This is a genomic window from Fibrisoma limi BUZ 3 (assembly GCF_000296815.2).
Taxonomy (GTDB): domain Bacteria; phylum Bacteroidota; class Bacteroidia; order Cytophagales; family Spirosomataceae; genus Fibrisoma; species Fibrisoma limi.
In genome coordinates, this window is sequence record NZ_CAIT01000006.1 from 654,631 (window position 1) to 669,815 (window position 15,185).

A 15,185-nucleotide genomic window follows, 5' to 3' on the forward strand; every position below is an offset into this window, starting at 1 on the left:
CAGCTTTTTATCTTTGTTAATCTGCGCTCTATTTGTTTTAAACGATATCTAACTTCACCCCGGCGGCAACCAGACCCAGAAGCAGGAGACCCAGTGCAATCCGGTAATAGCCAAACACCTTGAATCCGTAACGGTTCAGGAAGCCGACAAACCCGCGGATGGCCAGCAGCCCCACCACAAATGCAATCGCATTGCCAAGCAGCAGCGTCTGGAGGTCGCCCGGCTGGAGAAGCTTATACGTTTTGAGCAGCTTATAGCCCGATGCGGCAGCCATGGTCGGTACGGCCAGAAAGAACGAAAATTCCGCAGCCTGCTGGCGGGTCAGGCCCTGGGTCATACCGCCGATGATTGTAGCCGCCGACCTCGATACGCCCGGAATCATGGCAATGCACTGAAAAAAGCCCACCTTGATGGCTTCGGGAAACGTAATGTCGTAGTCGCGGGGTTTTTCGGCAAAAATCCGGTCGATGAAGACCAACACGATACCACCCAGCAGCAGCATCACTGCAACAACGACGACGTTTTCCAGCAGGGAATCGATAAAATCGTTCAGCAGAAAACCGATGACGGCCGCGGGCAGAAACGCCACGAGCAGTTTCAGATAGAAATCGACCTGACTCGTGTACGGGCCAATCAGGCGCTGCAAACCACCGGGCAGGCTCCTGTACCAGGCTACCGAATCCGAGGTGCGTGTGTCGCGCAGGAACCGCCGGTAATACAGCACCAGGACAGACAAAATGCAGCCGAACTGGATATCGACGGTGTAAAGTTTGGTGAATTCGTTTCCGGCAATGCCGGCCAGGGAGGAGTAGATAATCATGTGGCCGGTTGAGGAAACCGGCAGGAATTCCGTCAGCCCTTCGATGATAGCCAACGCAATCGCGTGAATTAAATCCATTCGGTCAGGTAAGTGATCGGGCAAAAATAGTGGTGCCACCGCTACTTGCTGTGGCACCACTCAGTTTTTTTTCACTTATCCTTTGTTCGGACGGGCAAGGATGGCGAAGAATTCGAGCACAAAACCACTCATAACGACCAGCGGTCCGAGGGTCAGCCCCAGGAATCCGAAGCCAAATTCTTCTTTGTCGAGGCTCATGATAAAGAAACCCGCCAGAATGACGCCGATGCCGGCCAGCATTAACTGGTAATTCCGGCGACCAAACGGCAGCGCGGCCGAGCCGTTGGACTCCGATACCGTCGACGAAGGACGGGTCGTGGTTGCTTTAGGAGTCGGCGGAGCCGTAACGGTAGCCGTTTTCTTGGCCGGCTCGTCGCGTGTCAGCGTTGCTGAACTATATGATTTGTCTTTTGCCATGTTCGTCAATTTTATGCTATACCTGTTTGAAAGGTGTTCAGTGAATAGTCAACGATAATAACTACCCGGAGCCGGAAACGTTTTTTACCTGAATCTGGCTTTATCCGTACATTTCATCAACGGATAGGCCCAGGTATCGGTTCACGGCCTGTAACGTACTGATCAGGCCAATTAATACCCCCAGACCAATCAATGCACCCATCAGCATCGCAATCTTATCGGGCTCCTGCAGCGATGCCAGTTCCGGCAGGTTGCTGATGGCGATCCGAATCAGCACGAACAGCAGAATGCAGGACGCCAGTCCACTGATGAGTCCCTGCAACATGCCCCGCGCCAGAAACGGGCGCGTAATGAACCCATTGGTGGCCCCGACCAGTTGCATGCTCCGGATCAGTAGCCGTTGCGAATGCAGCGCGAGCCGGATGGTATTGTTCATCAACACGACGATGATCAGCAGCAGGATCACGGCGAACACCGCCATCACGATGTAAATCCGGGTAATGTTCCGGTTAATGTTATCGACCAGGTTTTCCTGATAGACTACTTCAAAAACACCGTCCAGCTCTTCCAGGTCCTGCTTCACTGACTGGAGTTTAGCTTCCGCGAAATAGTCTTCGGTCAGTTTGATCCGGTAACTGTCGCGCAACGGGTTTTCGCCCAGAAACTGGGAAAAATCTTCCTTGGTTTCAGCAATGAACTCCTTAGCCGCTACGTCTTTGGTTACCAGCGTAATCTGCGGGGAGCTGTTGGTTTTCAGCACAAACGGCCGTTCGGCAATGGTCTTATAAAGTTTCTGGAGCTTCGACTCGCTAAGGTCTTTATCCAGAAAAGCCCTCACTTCGTAGTTCTCGCGGATGTATGTCACCAGCCGTTTCGACTGGATGGCCAGCAATCCACAGAAACCAATTAAAAACAAGGCCAGCGTCAGGCTAAACAAAATCAGACCGCTGGGATACGCACCTACTTTCTTTTTACGAGCCATTCAGGGGTTCGTGTTTTGGACAAAAATAACGGATTCCGCCTTGGTACGGCTTAATTTAACAAAATTTAAGCGACCGGACAAAGGCTTCGGTCCGGAAAGACTGGTTGGACGGGCCCCGGTTATCAGCAAAACGGGGTGTACGTCCCTCGTTCATGGTAACGAAAAAAAGAAGAAATTCGCCCGCAGTCACCCGGTATATTCTCGTGAATTCGTTGGAAAAAGATGGTGTTGGCTGGATAAAAACAATTTGGTCAGCGATTACGCTGTTCTTACCGTAAAGATTACCGCATGAAAGGAATAAGCAAACGTTTCTGGTCGTTTACATTACTATTTTTTGGGTTAGTTCCGGCGTCGCCCGGGCAGAGTGATACGCAAACCGGACAGGCAAAGACGAGTCAGGCTAAGGCTGGACAGCCCTGGCCAAGTCCGGATCAGCAGTTTGGTAGCCTGTTCGAAGACGTACAGCTTAAATCCGTTTTTCCGGATTCCAAAACGTTTGCTGACTGTACCCCCAAATTTCCACCCGCTACCACTCTGGCTGCTTATGAGAAAGCCAGACAACAGCGTGGTTTTAATCTGAAAGCCTTTGTTGAACAATATTTTACGCTGCCCATTACGCCTGCATCGGGCTATACCAGCAAGGCCGGACAATCGGCCCAGCAGCACATCACCGACCTCTGGCCCGTACTGACGCGCAGCGGTCAAGCCGGCCAAACCAGTAAGGCCGGGCCACGTCAGGCCGGGCCACGCCAGGCCGGCTCGCTGATTCCGTTGCCCAAGTCATACGTAGTGCCCGGAGGGCGTTTTGGCGAGATTTACTATTGGGATAGTTACTTTACCATGCTGGGCCTTCAGGCTTCGGGGAAGGCGGACCTGATCCGGAATATGGTCGATAATTTCGCATACCTGATCCGTACGTTTGGCTTTATTCCAAACGGCAACCGAACTTACTTTCTGGGGAGGTCGCAGCCGCCATTTTTTTCGTTCATGGTCAATCTGCTGAGCGAAACCCAGGGTCGGCGGGTGCTGGTCAGCTACCTGCCGTATCTGCAACAGGAATATAATTTCTGGATGCATGGCAAAGCGCAACTGACGGAGCAAAATCCGGCGTTTCGGCGGGTGGTACGGTTGGCCGAAGGCGTTTACCTGAACCGGTACTACGACGACCGCGACACACCCCGCCCCGAGTCGTACAAGGAGGACTACAACCTGGTGGAGAAAACCTTGAAGCGAAACGGGAAAGAAGCGGGGGTTATGTACCGCCACATCCGGGCGGGCGCTGAATCGGGCTGGGATTTCAGCAGCCGCTGGTTCCGCGACGGTAAGAACCTGCGTACAATCCACACGACCGATTTTATTCCAGTGGACCTGAACAGCCTGCTGGTCAATCTGGAACGAACGCTGGCCGAGGGCTACCGGCTGAAAGGAGATCAGCGCCGGGCGAAGATGTACCTGTTGCTGGCGCAGCAACGGCGCGACGCTATCCTGAAGTACTGCTGGAACGAACGCCGTCAGTTTTTCTTTGACTACGATTTTGTGGCCCGCAAACAAGCTACGGTCTATTCGCTGGCCGCCGTTTATCCCCTTTTCGTGAAGGTGGCTACGCCCCAGCAGGCCCAGGGCGTAGCTAAAACCCTGCAGCGTGATTTCCTGAAACCGGGGGGACTCACCACAACACTCGTCCGGACCGGTGAGCAATGGGATGCGCCGAACGGCTGGGCACCGCTGCAATGGCTGGCCATTCGGGGGCTGCGAAATTACAACCTGACCGACCTGGCCGAAAAGGTCAAACTGAATTGGGTGACTGAAAACCTGCGTGTCTACAAAGCTTCTGGTAAAATGGTAGAAAAGTACGATGTCGTCAGCACGGCCGCGGCCAAAGGGGGCGAATATCCCTTACAGGACGGCTTCGGCTGGACGAATGGGGTTTTGCTGAAGTTGTTGAAGGAAGGAGGGAGGAAAGGAGAAAGGGTAAAAGAACTCCAGCGTTTCCCCTTCCTCCTCTTCTCCCTTTCCTCCCTCCTCCCTTAAAAAACCTCCTTCGCGATTTTGGCGATGTTGTCTGCTTTGCCCATGGTATAGAAGTGCAGGACGGGGGCGCCGGCGGCAATCAGTTCGCGACATTGCTGGATGCACCACTCAATGCCAACTTGCCGTGCCTGCTGGTCGTTCTCGCAGACTTCGACGGCTGTGACAAGATCCTGGGGCATCTGAAGGTGGAAAATCCGGGGCAGTACCTGTAATTGTTTGCGGGTGCTGAGCGGTTTCAGGCCGGGAATAATCGGTACGTTAATGCCAGCCTGCCGACACTTCTCGACGAAGGTAAAGTACTTCTGGTTGTCGAAAAACATCTGCGTAACGATGTAGTCGGCGCCTTTGTCAATCTTCTGCTTCAGGTACTGGAAATCAATCTCGTGGTCGGCGGCTTCAAAGTGTTTTTCCGGATAACCGGCCACTCCAACGCAGAAGTCGCTCGGTGATAGGGCCGTATCCTCCTCGTGAAGGTACACGCCCTTGTTCATGTTCGCTACCTGTTCGACCAGTTCGCTGGCGTAGGAATACCCGTTTTCCTTCGGTTTGAACGTATTGAACGGCTTGGCCGGATCGCCCCGCAGCACCAGTACGTTGTCGATGCCGAGGTAATGCAGGTCAATCAGAAAATCCTCGGTTTCTTCGCGGGTGAAGCCACCACAGAGAACGTGCGGTACGGGATCCACGCCGAATTTATGCATGATTGCCGAGCAAATGCCGACCGTACCGGGGCGTTTACGGGTGACAATTTTCTGGATAGTACCGTCGGGCAGCGGCCGTTCGATGTATTCCTCCCGGTGGTACGTCACGTCGATGAACGGTGGCTTAAACTCCATCAATGGCTCGATGTTGTCCAGCAGATTCTTCAGCGTATCGCCCTTGACAGGCGGTATGACTTCAATGGAAAAGATTGGTTTGCCGTTGGCGTTGCGGATATGATCGGTAATCTTCGTCATTAGTGCAAAATTAGCGAGAATCAAGCAATAAGCGCATGCTGAGCCCACTCGCCTGCCCAGTATACCACGGTTGAATGGTCATCCGTTGCCCCAGCCCCGGCCGGTTCTTTACCTCGTGCCACTTCGGTATGCCCCAGCCCAGAAACGAGCCCAGGGCGGCTCCAACCAGAATGTCGCTGGGGTAATGATAGCCGGATGCGTAACGCATGTAACTGGTTGTTGACGCCAATCCCAGCATCACCACCCAAACGACCGGCTTGAGCTTCGAGTTCGGATAATAATGCCGGAAGAGTTCAGCGGCAAAAACGGCCGATGCGAAAGCTGTACCCGCGTGCCCGGAGAAAAACGATTGTCGCCCATTCGCAACAAGCTTGGGTTCCAGCGGAGCATCCGGATTATATACATACGGCCGGGTTCGGAGGGCAATGTTCTTGACCGTTTGTTGAAAAAGCGTAGGCACGGCCAGGACCTCGATGTACATAAGCGGTACTGTTGCCCAGTTTCTATGGCGAAACAGGGTAGGTAGCGCAATCAGACCCGTAGCGACGAAATTGGCCGTCAGGGCCTGGTCGCTGATCCGGAATGCCTTCGGTGACCAGTTATACGTAGCGCCCCGGTCGAAAGCGTTTATCTGGCTACGGTCAAACTGGTTTAAGTCAGCCACTGTAAAGGGCGTTACCTGTTGTTCCAGCAGATACGACGTCAGCCCGGTAACGGCTGCCGTGCCGAGCAGGATGCCATCTACTTTCCAGCTAAGGGTATAGGGGTTGGGCAAACGGCCGGCCGGTTGTTTAACTTCGGCGGAATCGACAGCGATCTGGCCGAATCCCACCAGCGACTGGAGGGTCAGTAACAGGGAAAACGTAAGGCAACGAATGGTCACGATCAGAGCCGAATGGTAAGGTAATCAGATGATAAACCGCAAACTTACGGATAAACCGGCGTCCACCGTACAAAAACGCCGGTAGCCTGACCGTTGCTCCACGGCTGAACGTCCAGTTGACGAATCCAGGCTGAACGACTGCCGGTACGTACTTCATGGAGTTTGGGGATGCCCCAGCCTACCACCGAGCCAAAAACCGCTCCTGCCAGCAGGTCGCTCGGGAAGTGCTGCCCACCCTCGTAGCTCAATAGGATGGTTGTGGCTGCCAGGGCAAACGACCCGCCCCAAACGGCTGCTTTCCAACGGGATTGGGGGAAATAATGCCGGAATAGTTCGCCCGTAAAAACGGCCGTAGCGAAGGCATTGGTCGTGTGGCCGGAGAAAAACGACTGCCGGGCGTTTCGAGTAAGCTTTTCATCCAGGGGCGCATCCGGATTGTAGACGAACGGCCGGGTTCGTTGCGCCAGGTTTTTAACGGACCGCTGTAGTCCGTTTGCCAGAATGAACGTTTCGGCGTACATAACGGCAATGGTCTTAAAGTCCTGGCGCATCGGTCGGGTGCCGAGAACCAGTGCGCCCCCGATGGCTGCGTTGCCGGCCAGCGTTACGTCACGGAGTTTGTCGAGCGTGAGGTTGTAGTTGTACGTAGCGCCCCGATCGTAGGCCGGAACCGATGCGCGGTCGAGCGCCCGGACCTGATCGGGAGTGAGTGGGTCAACCTGTTGTTCAAGAATCAGCGAGGTGGCTCCGGCCGCTACGCCGACGCCCAGTATGGTTAACTCGCGGCCCTTTCGAAGCTGGTAGGGAGAGGACGTAACTGACGTTGGGCGTTGGGCAATTCCGACGAGCGACTGGAGGGTCAGCCAGACGAAAAGAACGAAAGTGGGTTTTTGTATCAACGTAAAACTGAAAACGGTAAACGAATAAGTCAAACGACCCGCACTACGTTGGGTGTATCGGCCAGGTACACCAATCGGCCCTCCACGTCCGGATAGCCCATGTCGCGGTATAGCCGGGTAAAATACCGAAGCGTTCGGGTATGATCGTCGATGGCGGGTAAACTCTGATACTGTACGAGGGTCAGGGTGCCGTTGGGCTGATGAACAACCCGGTGGGGAGCGCCATGCAGTTGTTTCTTGCTCAGGATACTACGGTCGGTGTCGATGCGGAGCGACGCGTCGAATAGTGGGGCCAGTTCCGGATGTGTGATAACCTGTGTTAGTCGTTTCCGAAGCAGATCCCGCTCCGATGCCCGCACAACGCCCTCGCTGACGAGTTGACGCAGGGCTTTCTCCACCGATTCCGATCCTTTGATCAGGCTCAGGGCCGCGCAGAGCTTCCGGTCCTGTTCGCGGGTACGCTCGAAGGTTGCCACATCGAAAACGCGCTCGGCCTGCCGCCGTAGCTGTAAGTCCTGCCCCCTGTGCCCACTGATGATTTCGTCCAGGCTGATTTCGTCCGGCTCTACCTCTGCTTTCTGTTGGGTAGGGACCTCAAAACACTCGCTAAGTACGTAGCGACTCTGACCTTCGTGCCACGTACAGCCGCAGGTCTGTGCCACCTCGGAATTGTTCAGGAACGTATGTAGCCAGTGACTAACCGTATTGAAGGGCCCTTTACTGAAATCTTTGGCTTCTCCAATCACGTACAGCCGATCCGTCGGGCGGGTAAAGGCAACGTAGAGCAGGTTCATGTTTTCGAGGAACGTCCGGGTCATTTCTTCCTCAAACTGAGCGGCCACCGCAGCCGGCGCTTTCCGAAGGCTGCTCGTTGTAAAGGCAGGCGCGTGGAGCAGCCGGGCGAGTTGACCGGGGGCATTCTCATGCGCCAGGGCGTCGGTACGGATATCCGACAGATCCAGCCAGATCATGCTGTCGTTGTTCGGTACCACCTGCCAGTTGGCAAATGGAATGATCACGACCGGGTATTCAAGGCCCTTTGCTTTGTGGATGGTCTGGATGCTGACGGCCTGACGCGACTCGCCTTCCCCAACCGACACTTTGGCCTGAACCGTTTCCCAGTATAGCAGAAAATCACTCAGATGCCCACTCTGCTTCTGGTTGAAGGTCAGCACTTCGTCGAGGAAGCGGAACAGGAACGGGTTATGCTCCGTCCGCTCAAACAACCGGAACTGGGCCGTCAGGCGCTCGGCGAGTTCGTACGGATTGAGCTGGCCCAGTGCATAGGGATCGAGCGGGAAACCCTGCGCGGCCAGGTAGTCGTACAGGACCGAAACATCCTCGTTATTGGCGATGGCACGTAGCTCTTCTGTCAGCTTATCGTCGGGAAAGATACCCCTGATTACGCGGTGAAACAGATAAAGCAGTTCATAGCGCAGCAGTTGCTGATCCGGACGTTGCAGGAGCCGCATGAGCGTGACGAGCCATTTAACCGGGTCCGAAAACTCCAGCGACAGCGAATCGGCCGAAACCAGCGGTATCCGGCGGGCGTTCAGTTCGTTGGCCAGGGCTTTGGCGTGGGCTTTCTTGCGCGTCAGGATCGCAATGTCACCGTACTGATAACCGTCGGCCAGAGCCCGGTTCAGGTATTCCATTGTGCGGTCGAGCATGGCCGTGGTCAGGTCCAGCCCTTCGTCCTCGTTTTTGGCCACAAAATCGATCTGCACGTGCCCCAGTGCCCGGGCTTTGGGCGAGGGTTGCTGGTGGAATTCCCGCGCCGGATCGAATACGTCCGCAATTTTAGGGTGATCGGTTTCGTACCGGCGGGCCGTGAACTCAAAAAATTCATTGTTGAACTTGACAATCGGCTGGGCACTTCGCCAGTTTGTACCGAGCACCTCGCTGTTCAGATGGTCGGCAATCATATCGATACGGTCGGCGGTCCAGGAGTTGGGGTTATGGGCCTGTTTAAGCCCATCCAGATTCTTGCGGTGCAGCGCTACGATCTGGTCCATGTCGCCCCCCCGGAAGCGGTAAATTGCCTGCTTGCCATCGCCCACGGCCAGGTTAAAATGCCCAGCGCCCAGGGCGTTTTCGATTAGGGGCATCAGGTTGGCGAATTGCAGCCGCGACGTATCCTGAAACTCGTCGATCAGGATGTGGTTGAACTTGGTGCCGAGTCGCTCGTACAGAAACGGCACGGGCTCCGTCGCGACAATCGACAGGATCTTTTTGTTGAATTCGGAAATGTGAACCCGTCCGTCCTTGCGCAGCAGTTCATCAAATTCTAGGCGCATCTGTTTCAGCAGCGCGAGTTTCTGGAGGTGGGGCAACAAGCAATCGAACAGTGCAACCTGCGCTTGTCGCTCCTCCCGAATGGCTTCGATCTGGTGAAAGCAGTGACACAACTGATCGGCAATCGCATCGATGGCTGCCTGAGTGCTAAGGGGAGCCTTTTTGGTATACCAGTCACCATCGGCAACGGCTTTCTGGTGATACGAATTGGTCGGGCGATGGGCGTCACCTTCGGCAATGGCCCGAAAGTAAGCACCAATGCCTTTGCTGGTCTGGGCAAAATCGCCTTCACTCAGACCCGAGTCCGTAATCAAGGTCCAGGCTTTCTGACCAACGGCGACAATATCAATCTCAAATTGCTCTTTATGACTCAGCAACTGGGTCCGGATGGCCCGTACAGCGCTGGGCGATAGCTCCTGGGCGGCATTAACTGCTTCGTAGAACTGATCGGAGGTCAGGTTGCGGCCAAATTCGCGGAGCAGTTCGGGGAGTTGATTCCAGCTTTTGCCCTCGGTGGCCGTGTGTGTATAATATTCGCTCAGGATGGTCGTGATTTCGTCCATCTCATCCGTGCCGGCTTTTTCGATCAGGTTGTCGATAGCCAGTTCAAGCACCTCGTCCGTATCCATTTCCACTTCAAACGAATACGGAAAACCCAACTCATCAGTGAAGGCCATCACCACCCGCTGCGTGAACGAGTCGATGGTTGTGACGGAGAAATCGGAGTAGCGGTGGAGGATGGTTCGAAAAACATCACCGGCTTTTTTTCGCAGCTCGTTTTTCGCTATGGTAAATGCGTCGGTGCCGGGTGTAAAGCCGCGAAGCTCCTGTACCAGATCGTCCAGCAAGGGCAATTCCTTACCCCCGGCGATGTCCTGCAACCGCTCCAGAATCCGGTTTTTCATCTCGTTTGCGGCCGCGTTGGTAAACGTAATCGCCAGAATATGCCGGAAATAATCGTCGCGCTGCCCGGGGCGGAGTGCCAGTTTCAGGTACTCTTTCGTCAGGGTGTAGGTCTTGCCCGAACCGGCGGAGGAGCTATAGATTTTAAACATGTGCGAGGAACGTTGCCACCTGCGAATGGCTAAAATACGGCTAAATCCGGCAAATTGACAAGTTGTGCAATCAACTGGGACGATATTGTGTTATACAATCATTTAAAATAATTACTGAACCACCACTTGACTACGCTTTTCCACATCGGCCAGGCTTCCTGTTCTGCCTTGCTGTTCTTACTGCTCCTTTCCACCGAGAAGGTGAAAGCCCAGTCGCGGTTTGGGCCGTGGCGCTGGGTGCAGACCATGGCGGGGAAGGTGATCAACGATACGGCATCACCGGATAAACCCCGTTTTCTGGTGTATCCGACCCTGAGTTACGCTCCCGAAACCAGTATTGAAGTGGGCGTATCGGCACTGTACCTGTACCACGCCAAGAACGATTATCAACGAAACCGACTCAGCGAAGCACAGGCGTTTGGGTTCGTGACACTGATGGGGCAGTATGGCCTGAATATCGACCATAACCTGTATACCGACAAGGACAAGTGGTATTTTCTGGGCCGGGCGCGGTTCCAGCAGTTTCCGCTGCTGTACTACGGCATTGGTCCCGACGTTGTCAGGCGGGAGCCTGCTACGGTCGAAGCGGGAACCATCCAGATTCGCGAACGGGCACTACACCGAATTGTTCCAAACCTGTTTGGGGGCGTAGAAGTAGACTTTCAGCGGTTGAGCAACGTCCGGTTCCGCCAGCCCGAAAGCCAGCCCTATGCCATTCCAACCGGTGGCCGGGGATCGGCGAACCTCGGCCTTGGGCTGGGGCTTGTCTACGACAGTCGTCATAACGCCCTGAATGCCCGAAAAGGAGCCTTCGCTGAGCTAGCCTACCTGCGCTATCACCGAGCCCTGGGTAGTACGCTGACATTCGGGACGCTTACTGCCGATGCCCGGCTGTATAAAACCATCAGTAAAACACAGGTGCTGGCCTGGCAGGCCCTAGGTATGTTTCAGAACGGAAGCGTTCCGTTTAACCAACTGGCCCTGATGGGTGGGGAGATGATGATGCGGGGCTATTATGCTGGCCGGTATCGGGATAAAACCTACGTAGCGACGCAATTGGAATACAGACTACTGCCGTTTCCGTTCAGCAAGCGATTGGGCGCGGCCGCCTTCGTTGCCGCGGGAGCGGTCGCCAATCGGCCGCGTGAGCTACAATTTCAATACATCCGTCCTAGCGGTGGGGTAGGGCTACGCTATTTCCTGTACCCCAAGAAAGACGTATTCCTCCGCTTCGACGTAGGCTTCACCCGCGAAGGCACCGGCTTCTACATCTTCACCGGGGAGTCTTTTTGACGGGAGGAAGGGGAAGAAAGGGAGGAGAGGAGGAAAGGAAATTCTTTCGGTTCAGTTCAGAACTTCGGGAAAGGCCTTAGGTCTGACGGTACGTCTGACCGTCTGAGTCGAGCTTTGCTAAGCGGTCAGACGTGCCGCCAGACCGAGATTTTTGAGATTGTGGTTTTCCACACGGTCAGACGGTACGTTTGACCCGAGCGAGGGGAAAGGCTACCCCTTCCTCCCCCTTCTCCCTTCCGTCCCCTTCTTCCTCGCTAAAAATTATACCGCAGGCCCAGTCCTGATTGCAGGTTCAGGAAGAACGGGGCCGGCAGTACTTCAACGTAGAGGCCAGTTTCCAGAAAAAAGGAATAGGGCTTGCTGGCCGGGAAGATTTCCAGACCCGCTACGCCCGAACCGCCCAGCGAAATCGTGCTTTCAAACTCGTTCACGTAGGCCAGCCGGTCGGGGTAATAGCGCCGGGAACCGATCTGTCCGCCAAAGCCGTAGTAGCCCCGGAACGTCTGGCTCGACCCGAACGACGTATGCCAGAGAAAGTGGCCCTGCACGGCCAGTCCCACACTTTTGTATCGACCAGACCGGTAAGCCCGGTTGTTGCCGTACAGACCGCCGTACGTGCCGATGTTCAGGTCGAACGCATGGTTCTCGCCAAAATATTTCCGGACGTTCACGCCCGACGGTTCGCCGATGCGGAAACCGACCGACCAGTTGTTGTATTGAGCCTGGGCGTGGTGGGCAGCGCCGAGCCAGCCCACTAACATCAGTAGCAGAAACAGCAAACGTTTTTTCATAGCCTGATAGGGTACAAGTTCATTTTACGCTAAAACCGAAGCCTGCCGATGCTCAGGCGTTCGACACGGGTTCCGGATGGGTAACGGTGCCGGTGTGCGCCGACGTGTCCGGTAGGGTGGGGCCGTCGTACTGACGCAGCTCGGTCAGCAACCGCTCGTTCTCATCCGACGTACCTACGGTTATGCGTAAACATCCTTCGCACAGCTTCACTTTCGACCGATCCCGAACGATCACCTGCCGGTTGATCAGGTACTCGAACACCGCCTTGGCATCCATGAAGCGCACCAGCAGGAAATTGACGTCCGACGGATAAATGTGCTGCACAATGGGCAAAGAAAGCAGTTTTTCGGCTAAAACCTGCCGGTCGGCCAGAATCTGAGCGACCATCTCATTTTTTTCGCGTTCGTGGCCCAGGGCTTCCAGCGCCAGTGCCTGGGTCGGGGCCGAGATGTTATACGGCGGCTTTATTTTATTCAATACCCGAATCAGCTCTTCGGAGGCAAAGCACATTCCCAGCCGAAGGGCCGCGAGTCCCCAGGCTTTCGAAAAGGTTTGCAGCACGACCAGATTCGGGTAGTTGTCCAGCTCACCCGTCCATGAAGTAGTTTCGGCAAAATCGATGTACGCTTCGTCAACGACTACCAGCGAATGATCGGCGGCTTTCAGAATCGTTCGGATGGACTCAGGATCGATCAGGTTGCCGGTCGGGTTGTTGGGCGAGCAAATCCAGATGATCTTGGTCGTGTCGGTAACGGCTGCCACTACTGCGTCAGTATCAGGCTGGAAGTCCGGCGTCAACGGGATTTTAACAAGCTCAACATCATTAATAGTGGCCGAGACTTCATACATACCATAGGTTGGCGGCATGATGATGATATTATCTGTCGAAGCGTCGGACCGCCCCGGCCGACACGTAGCGCGGATAAGCAGGTCGATGGGTTCGTCGGAGCCGTTACCCAGGAAAATCTGCTCCGGCCGCACACCTTTGATAGGAGCCAGCCGTTCTTTGATTGCCGATTGGTACGGGTCCGGGTAGCGGTTGTACTGGCCCGAGTCCGTTGTTGAACCGAGGGCATTTTCGTTCGCGTCCAGGAACACGCCTTCTTTGCCGGTGTACTCGTCGCGGGCGGAAGAGTAGGGCGTAAGCGTCAGGATGTGCGGACGGAGGAGGGATTGTAGCGAAAAAGAACTCATCAGCGTTTTTGAAAAAATCGTTCATCAAACTCAATAGGTTCGATGTCAATAAGTTTGATGTCGTTAAATGCCATGTGAGCTGGATTCAACAGATAATTGTACTCGGCTTTGACCAAAACGGAAGGCACACGAAGAACTAATGATTCCTGAGCGGTAAGCCATTGGGTGCCTACTTCCTTTGTATACATTTCCTGAACACGCCAGTCGTTGGGAAGCTCACGATCACTAAACTGACGCATAATCACCGTGTCAGGTACGTAAATCACCATTACACAATGGTCATCGAGAAACTGACTTTTCTCTAAATGAACAATTGTTTCGAGCATTGCCAATGAACGGCTGCTTGCCGTGTATAGCATGGCATGTTGTTTATGGTTCCAACGGGCTCCGTATTTGTAAGCCCCCATTCCTGACAGGTCGTTCTGGTAAGTTCGGCGGGTCAATCGAAACAACTCCATCAGGCAAAAATGCCGTGCTCAATTCGGCCAATTTCGTCTCGAATGATACCAATACCTTTGTGGGTTTTTAGAAAACTAATGGGTTGTTGACGGCCCAAAGAAAGAATGGGGCTGTGTAGCCAGTCCCGGAATCGCCCTTTCCCGAATACCTCTTCGCCATATTCGAAGAGTTCAGCCAGCGCTACCAGTCGATCCGATAAAACATCGTTCAATCGATCTGCTTCATGATACCGTTGCAGGTTACGAACGGTTACCGGTAAGTAGTCGATCAACTCCTTGGATTCAATGCCCAGCGAGTCAGCCAAATAGCGAATGGTAGCTTTGGGAATCCCCTGCTCAATGAGTTGCATCAACTCTGCGTCATTCTGTACGGATCGGCCGAGTATCTTACTACCTCCCAGCCGGTTGGCAATGGCAGCTACTGTCATGGCTCTGGAAATTTTTCGTCAAATATAGCGACATTTTTCGTTTGTATAAAGTTCCGCGGGCTCCGCTTGTTACAGGAAACTCTGCATCACCACCATGCCCCGGACTTCCTCCTTCATGACGTCGAACGTCAACCGTTCGGTGCCGCAGACCACAAAATCCATCTTCTCGTAAAACGCAATAGCGTCGTGGCTCGTATCCATCGCTTTAAGCCAGATCAACTCTTTACCCAATTGCCGGGCGTAATCAATCACAAAAGTCAGTACGGCCTTACCGATGCCCTGCCCCGTTACGTTCTTGATCAGGTAGATACGTTCAAGCTCCAGGGCGTTAGCGGTTTCCTGACCTTTCAGCGGCTGGTCGACATTCAGTTTGAAAAAGCCAACCGCCTGACGATCCTGCCGGACAAGGTAGATGCGGGCGTTCGAATCGGCCAGTTCGCGTTGCAGTACGGCCGGACTAAAGCAGCGCTCCATGTACCAGGCTCCCGCGTCGTGCCACAGATGCAGGTAATGATCGGCGTAAGCGCGTTGAGCTATGTCGGCCAGCAGCGTAGCATCATCCGGTGAAAGCAGGTCAAATCTCAGAGTAGTATCGGTTATCATA

14 protein-coding genes are annotated in these 15,185 nt (G+C 54.5%); 2 read left to right on the forward strand and 12 right to left on the reverse strand.

Annotation, left to right across the window (positions count from 1 at the left end; genetic code table 11):
* Positions 1-37: 37 nt before the first annotated feature.
* From BN8_RS10655 to BN8_RS10665, 3 genes are all read right to left on the reverse strand, one after another.
* Entirely contained in the window at positions 38-898 is an 861-nt protein-coding gene (locus BN8_RS10655) for an undecaprenyl-diphosphate phosphatase (RefSeq protein WP_009281871.1), read from the reverse strand.
* Between the two features lie 75 nt (positions 899-973).
* Positions 974-1,315 carry a DUF3098 domain-containing protein gene (locus BN8_RS10660; RefSeq protein ID WP_009281872.1) on the reverse strand — a complete coding sequence of 114 codons (342 nt, stop codon included), beginning with the start codon at positions 1,313-1,315 and terminating at the stop codon, positions 974-976.
* A gap of 100 nt (positions 1,316-1,415) precedes the next feature.
* On the reverse strand, positions 1,416-2,297 hold the full coding sequence (locus tag BN8_RS10665; RefSeq protein ID WP_009281873.1) for a cell division protein FtsX: 882 nt from the start codon (positions 2,295-2,297) through the stop codon (positions 1,416-1,418).
* Positions 2,298-2,585: 288 nt separating this feature from the next.
* On the opposite strand from BN8_RS10665, the gene treF reads away from it, so the two are divergent.
* The gene (gene treF / locus BN8_RS10675; protein ID WP_009281874.1) at positions 2,586-4,328 is read left to right on the forward strand and encodes an alpha,alpha-trehalase TreF; all 1,743 of its coding nucleotides are present in this window, start codon (positions 2,586-2,588) and stop codon (positions 4,326-4,328) included.
* Here treF and metF read toward each other — a convergent pair.
* The 4 genes from metF to BN8_RS10695 are packed head-to-tail and all read right to left on the reverse strand — an operon-like array spanning position 4,325 to position 10,416.
* Positions 4,325-5,284 carry a methylenetetrahydrofolate reductase [NAD(P)H] gene (gene metF / locus BN8_RS10680; RefSeq protein WP_009281875.1) on the reverse strand — a complete coding sequence of 320 codons (960 nt, stop codon included), beginning with the start codon at positions 5,282-5,284 and terminating at the stop codon, positions 4,325-4,327. The genes treF and metF overlap by 4 nt on opposite strands.
* A gap of 10 nt (positions 5,285-5,294) precedes the next feature.
* Positions 5,295-6,167 (reverse strand): phosphatase PAP2 family protein, encoded by an 873-nt coding sequence (locus tag BN8_RS10685; protein ID WP_009281876.1) that lies wholly within the window; start codon positions 6,165-6,167, stop codon positions 5,295-5,297.
* 44 nt (positions 6,168-6,211) lie between these two features.
* Positions 6,212-7,099: a phosphatase PAP2 family protein gene (locus BN8_RS10690; protein ID WP_009281877.1), complete on the reverse strand. Its 888-nt coding sequence runs from the start codon at positions 7,097-7,099 to the stop codon at positions 6,212-6,214.
* A complete protein-coding gene (locus BN8_RS10695; RefSeq protein WP_009281878.1) occupies positions 7,096-10,416 on the reverse strand; it encodes a UvrD-helicase domain-containing protein in 3,321 nt (1,106 codons plus the stop codon). The genes BN8_RS10690 and BN8_RS10695 overlap by 4 nt, the downstream gene beginning before the upstream one ends.
* A 126-nt stretch (positions 10,417-10,542) precedes the next feature.
* Between BN8_RS10695 and BN8_RS10700 the strand changes: the two genes are divergently transcribed.
* A complete protein-coding gene (locus BN8_RS10700) occupies positions 10,543-11,709 on the forward strand; it encodes a BamA/TamA family outer membrane protein (protein ID WP_009281879.1) in 1,167 nt (388 codons plus the stop codon).
* A gap of 254 nt (positions 11,710-11,963) precedes the next feature.
* Here BN8_RS10700 and BN8_RS10705 read toward each other — a convergent pair whose 3' ends face one another.
* The 5 genes from BN8_RS10705 to BN8_RS10725 form a co-directional block, all read right to left on the reverse strand.
* Positions 11,964-12,500 carry a hypothetical protein gene (locus BN8_RS10705; RefSeq protein WP_009281880.1) on the reverse strand — a complete coding sequence of 179 codons (537 nt, stop codon included), beginning with the start codon at positions 12,498-12,500 and terminating at the stop codon, positions 11,964-11,966.
* A 52-nt stretch (positions 12,501-12,552) separates the two neighbouring features.
* Positions 12,553-13,695: a histidinol-phosphate transaminase gene (gene hisC / locus BN8_RS10710; protein ID WP_009281881.1), complete on the reverse strand. Its 1,143-nt coding sequence runs from the start codon at positions 13,693-13,695 to the stop codon at positions 12,553-12,555.
* Positions 13,695-14,153 carry an RES family NAD+ phosphorylase gene (locus BN8_RS10715; RefSeq protein ID WP_009281882.1) on the reverse strand — a complete coding sequence of 153 codons (459 nt, stop codon included), beginning with the start codon at positions 14,151-14,153 and terminating at the stop codon, positions 13,695-13,697. Before BN8_RS10715 ends, hisC begins: the two co-directional genes overlap by 1 nt.
* Positions 14,153-14,581 carry an Xre family toxin-antitoxin system antitoxin gene (locus BN8_RS10720; protein ID WP_009281883.1) on the reverse strand — a complete coding sequence of 143 codons (429 nt, stop codon included), beginning with the start codon at positions 14,579-14,581 and terminating at the stop codon, positions 14,153-14,155. Before BN8_RS10720 ends, BN8_RS10715 begins: the two co-directional genes overlap by 1 nt.
* A gap of 69 nt (positions 14,582-14,650) precedes the next feature.
* On the reverse strand, positions 14,651-15,184 hold the full coding sequence (locus BN8_RS10725; RefSeq protein ID WP_009281884.1) for a GNAT family N-acetyltransferase: 534 nt from the start codon (positions 15,182-15,184) through the stop codon (positions 14,651-14,653).
* Position 15,185: the final 1 nt, after the last annotated feature.

Excerpts from the sequence above, each read along its gene's own strand:
- BN8_RS10715 (WP_009281882.1), bottom strand. The coding sequence starts at position 14,153 with ATGGAGTTGTTTCGATTGACCCGCCGAACTTACCAGAACGACCTGTCA.
- treF (WP_009281874.1), top strand. The coding sequence starts at position 2,586 with ATGAAAGGAATAAGCAAACGTTTCTGGTCGTTTACATTACTATTTTTT.
- BN8_RS10695 (WP_009281878.1), bottom strand. The coding sequence starts at position 10,416 with ATGTTTAAAATCTATAGCTCCTCCGCCGGTTCGGGCAAGACCTACACC.
- metF (WP_009281875.1), bottom strand. The coding sequence starts at position 5,284 with ATGACGAAGATTACCGATCATATCCGCAACGCCAACGGCAAACCAATC.
- BN8_RS10660 (WP_009281872.1), bottom strand. The coding sequence starts at position 1,315 with ATGGCAAAAGACAAATCATATAGTTCAGCAACGCTGACACGCGACGAG.
- hisC (WP_009281881.1), bottom strand. The coding sequence starts at position 13,695 with ATGAGTTCTTTTTCGCTACAATCCCTCCTCCGTCCGCACATCCTGACG.
- BN8_RS10665 (WP_009281873.1), bottom strand. The coding sequence starts at position 2,297 with ATGGCTCGTAAAAAGAAAGTAGGTGCGTATCCCAGCGGTCTGATTTTG.
- BN8_RS10655 (WP_009281871.1), bottom strand. The coding sequence starts at position 898 with ATGGATTTAATTCACGCGATTGCGTTGGCTATCATCGAAGGGCTGACG.
- BN8_RS10725 (WP_009281884.1), bottom strand. The coding sequence starts at position 15,184 with ATGATAACCGATACTACTCTGAGATTTGACCTGCTTTCACCGGATGAT.
- BN8_RS10705 (WP_009281880.1), bottom strand. The coding sequence starts at position 12,500 with ATGAAAAAACGTTTGCTGTTTCTGCTACTGATGTTAGTGGGCTGGCTC.
- BN8_RS10720 (WP_009281883.1), bottom strand. The coding sequence starts at position 14,581 with ATGACAGTAGCTGCCATTGCCAACCGGCTGGGAGGTAGTAAGATACTC.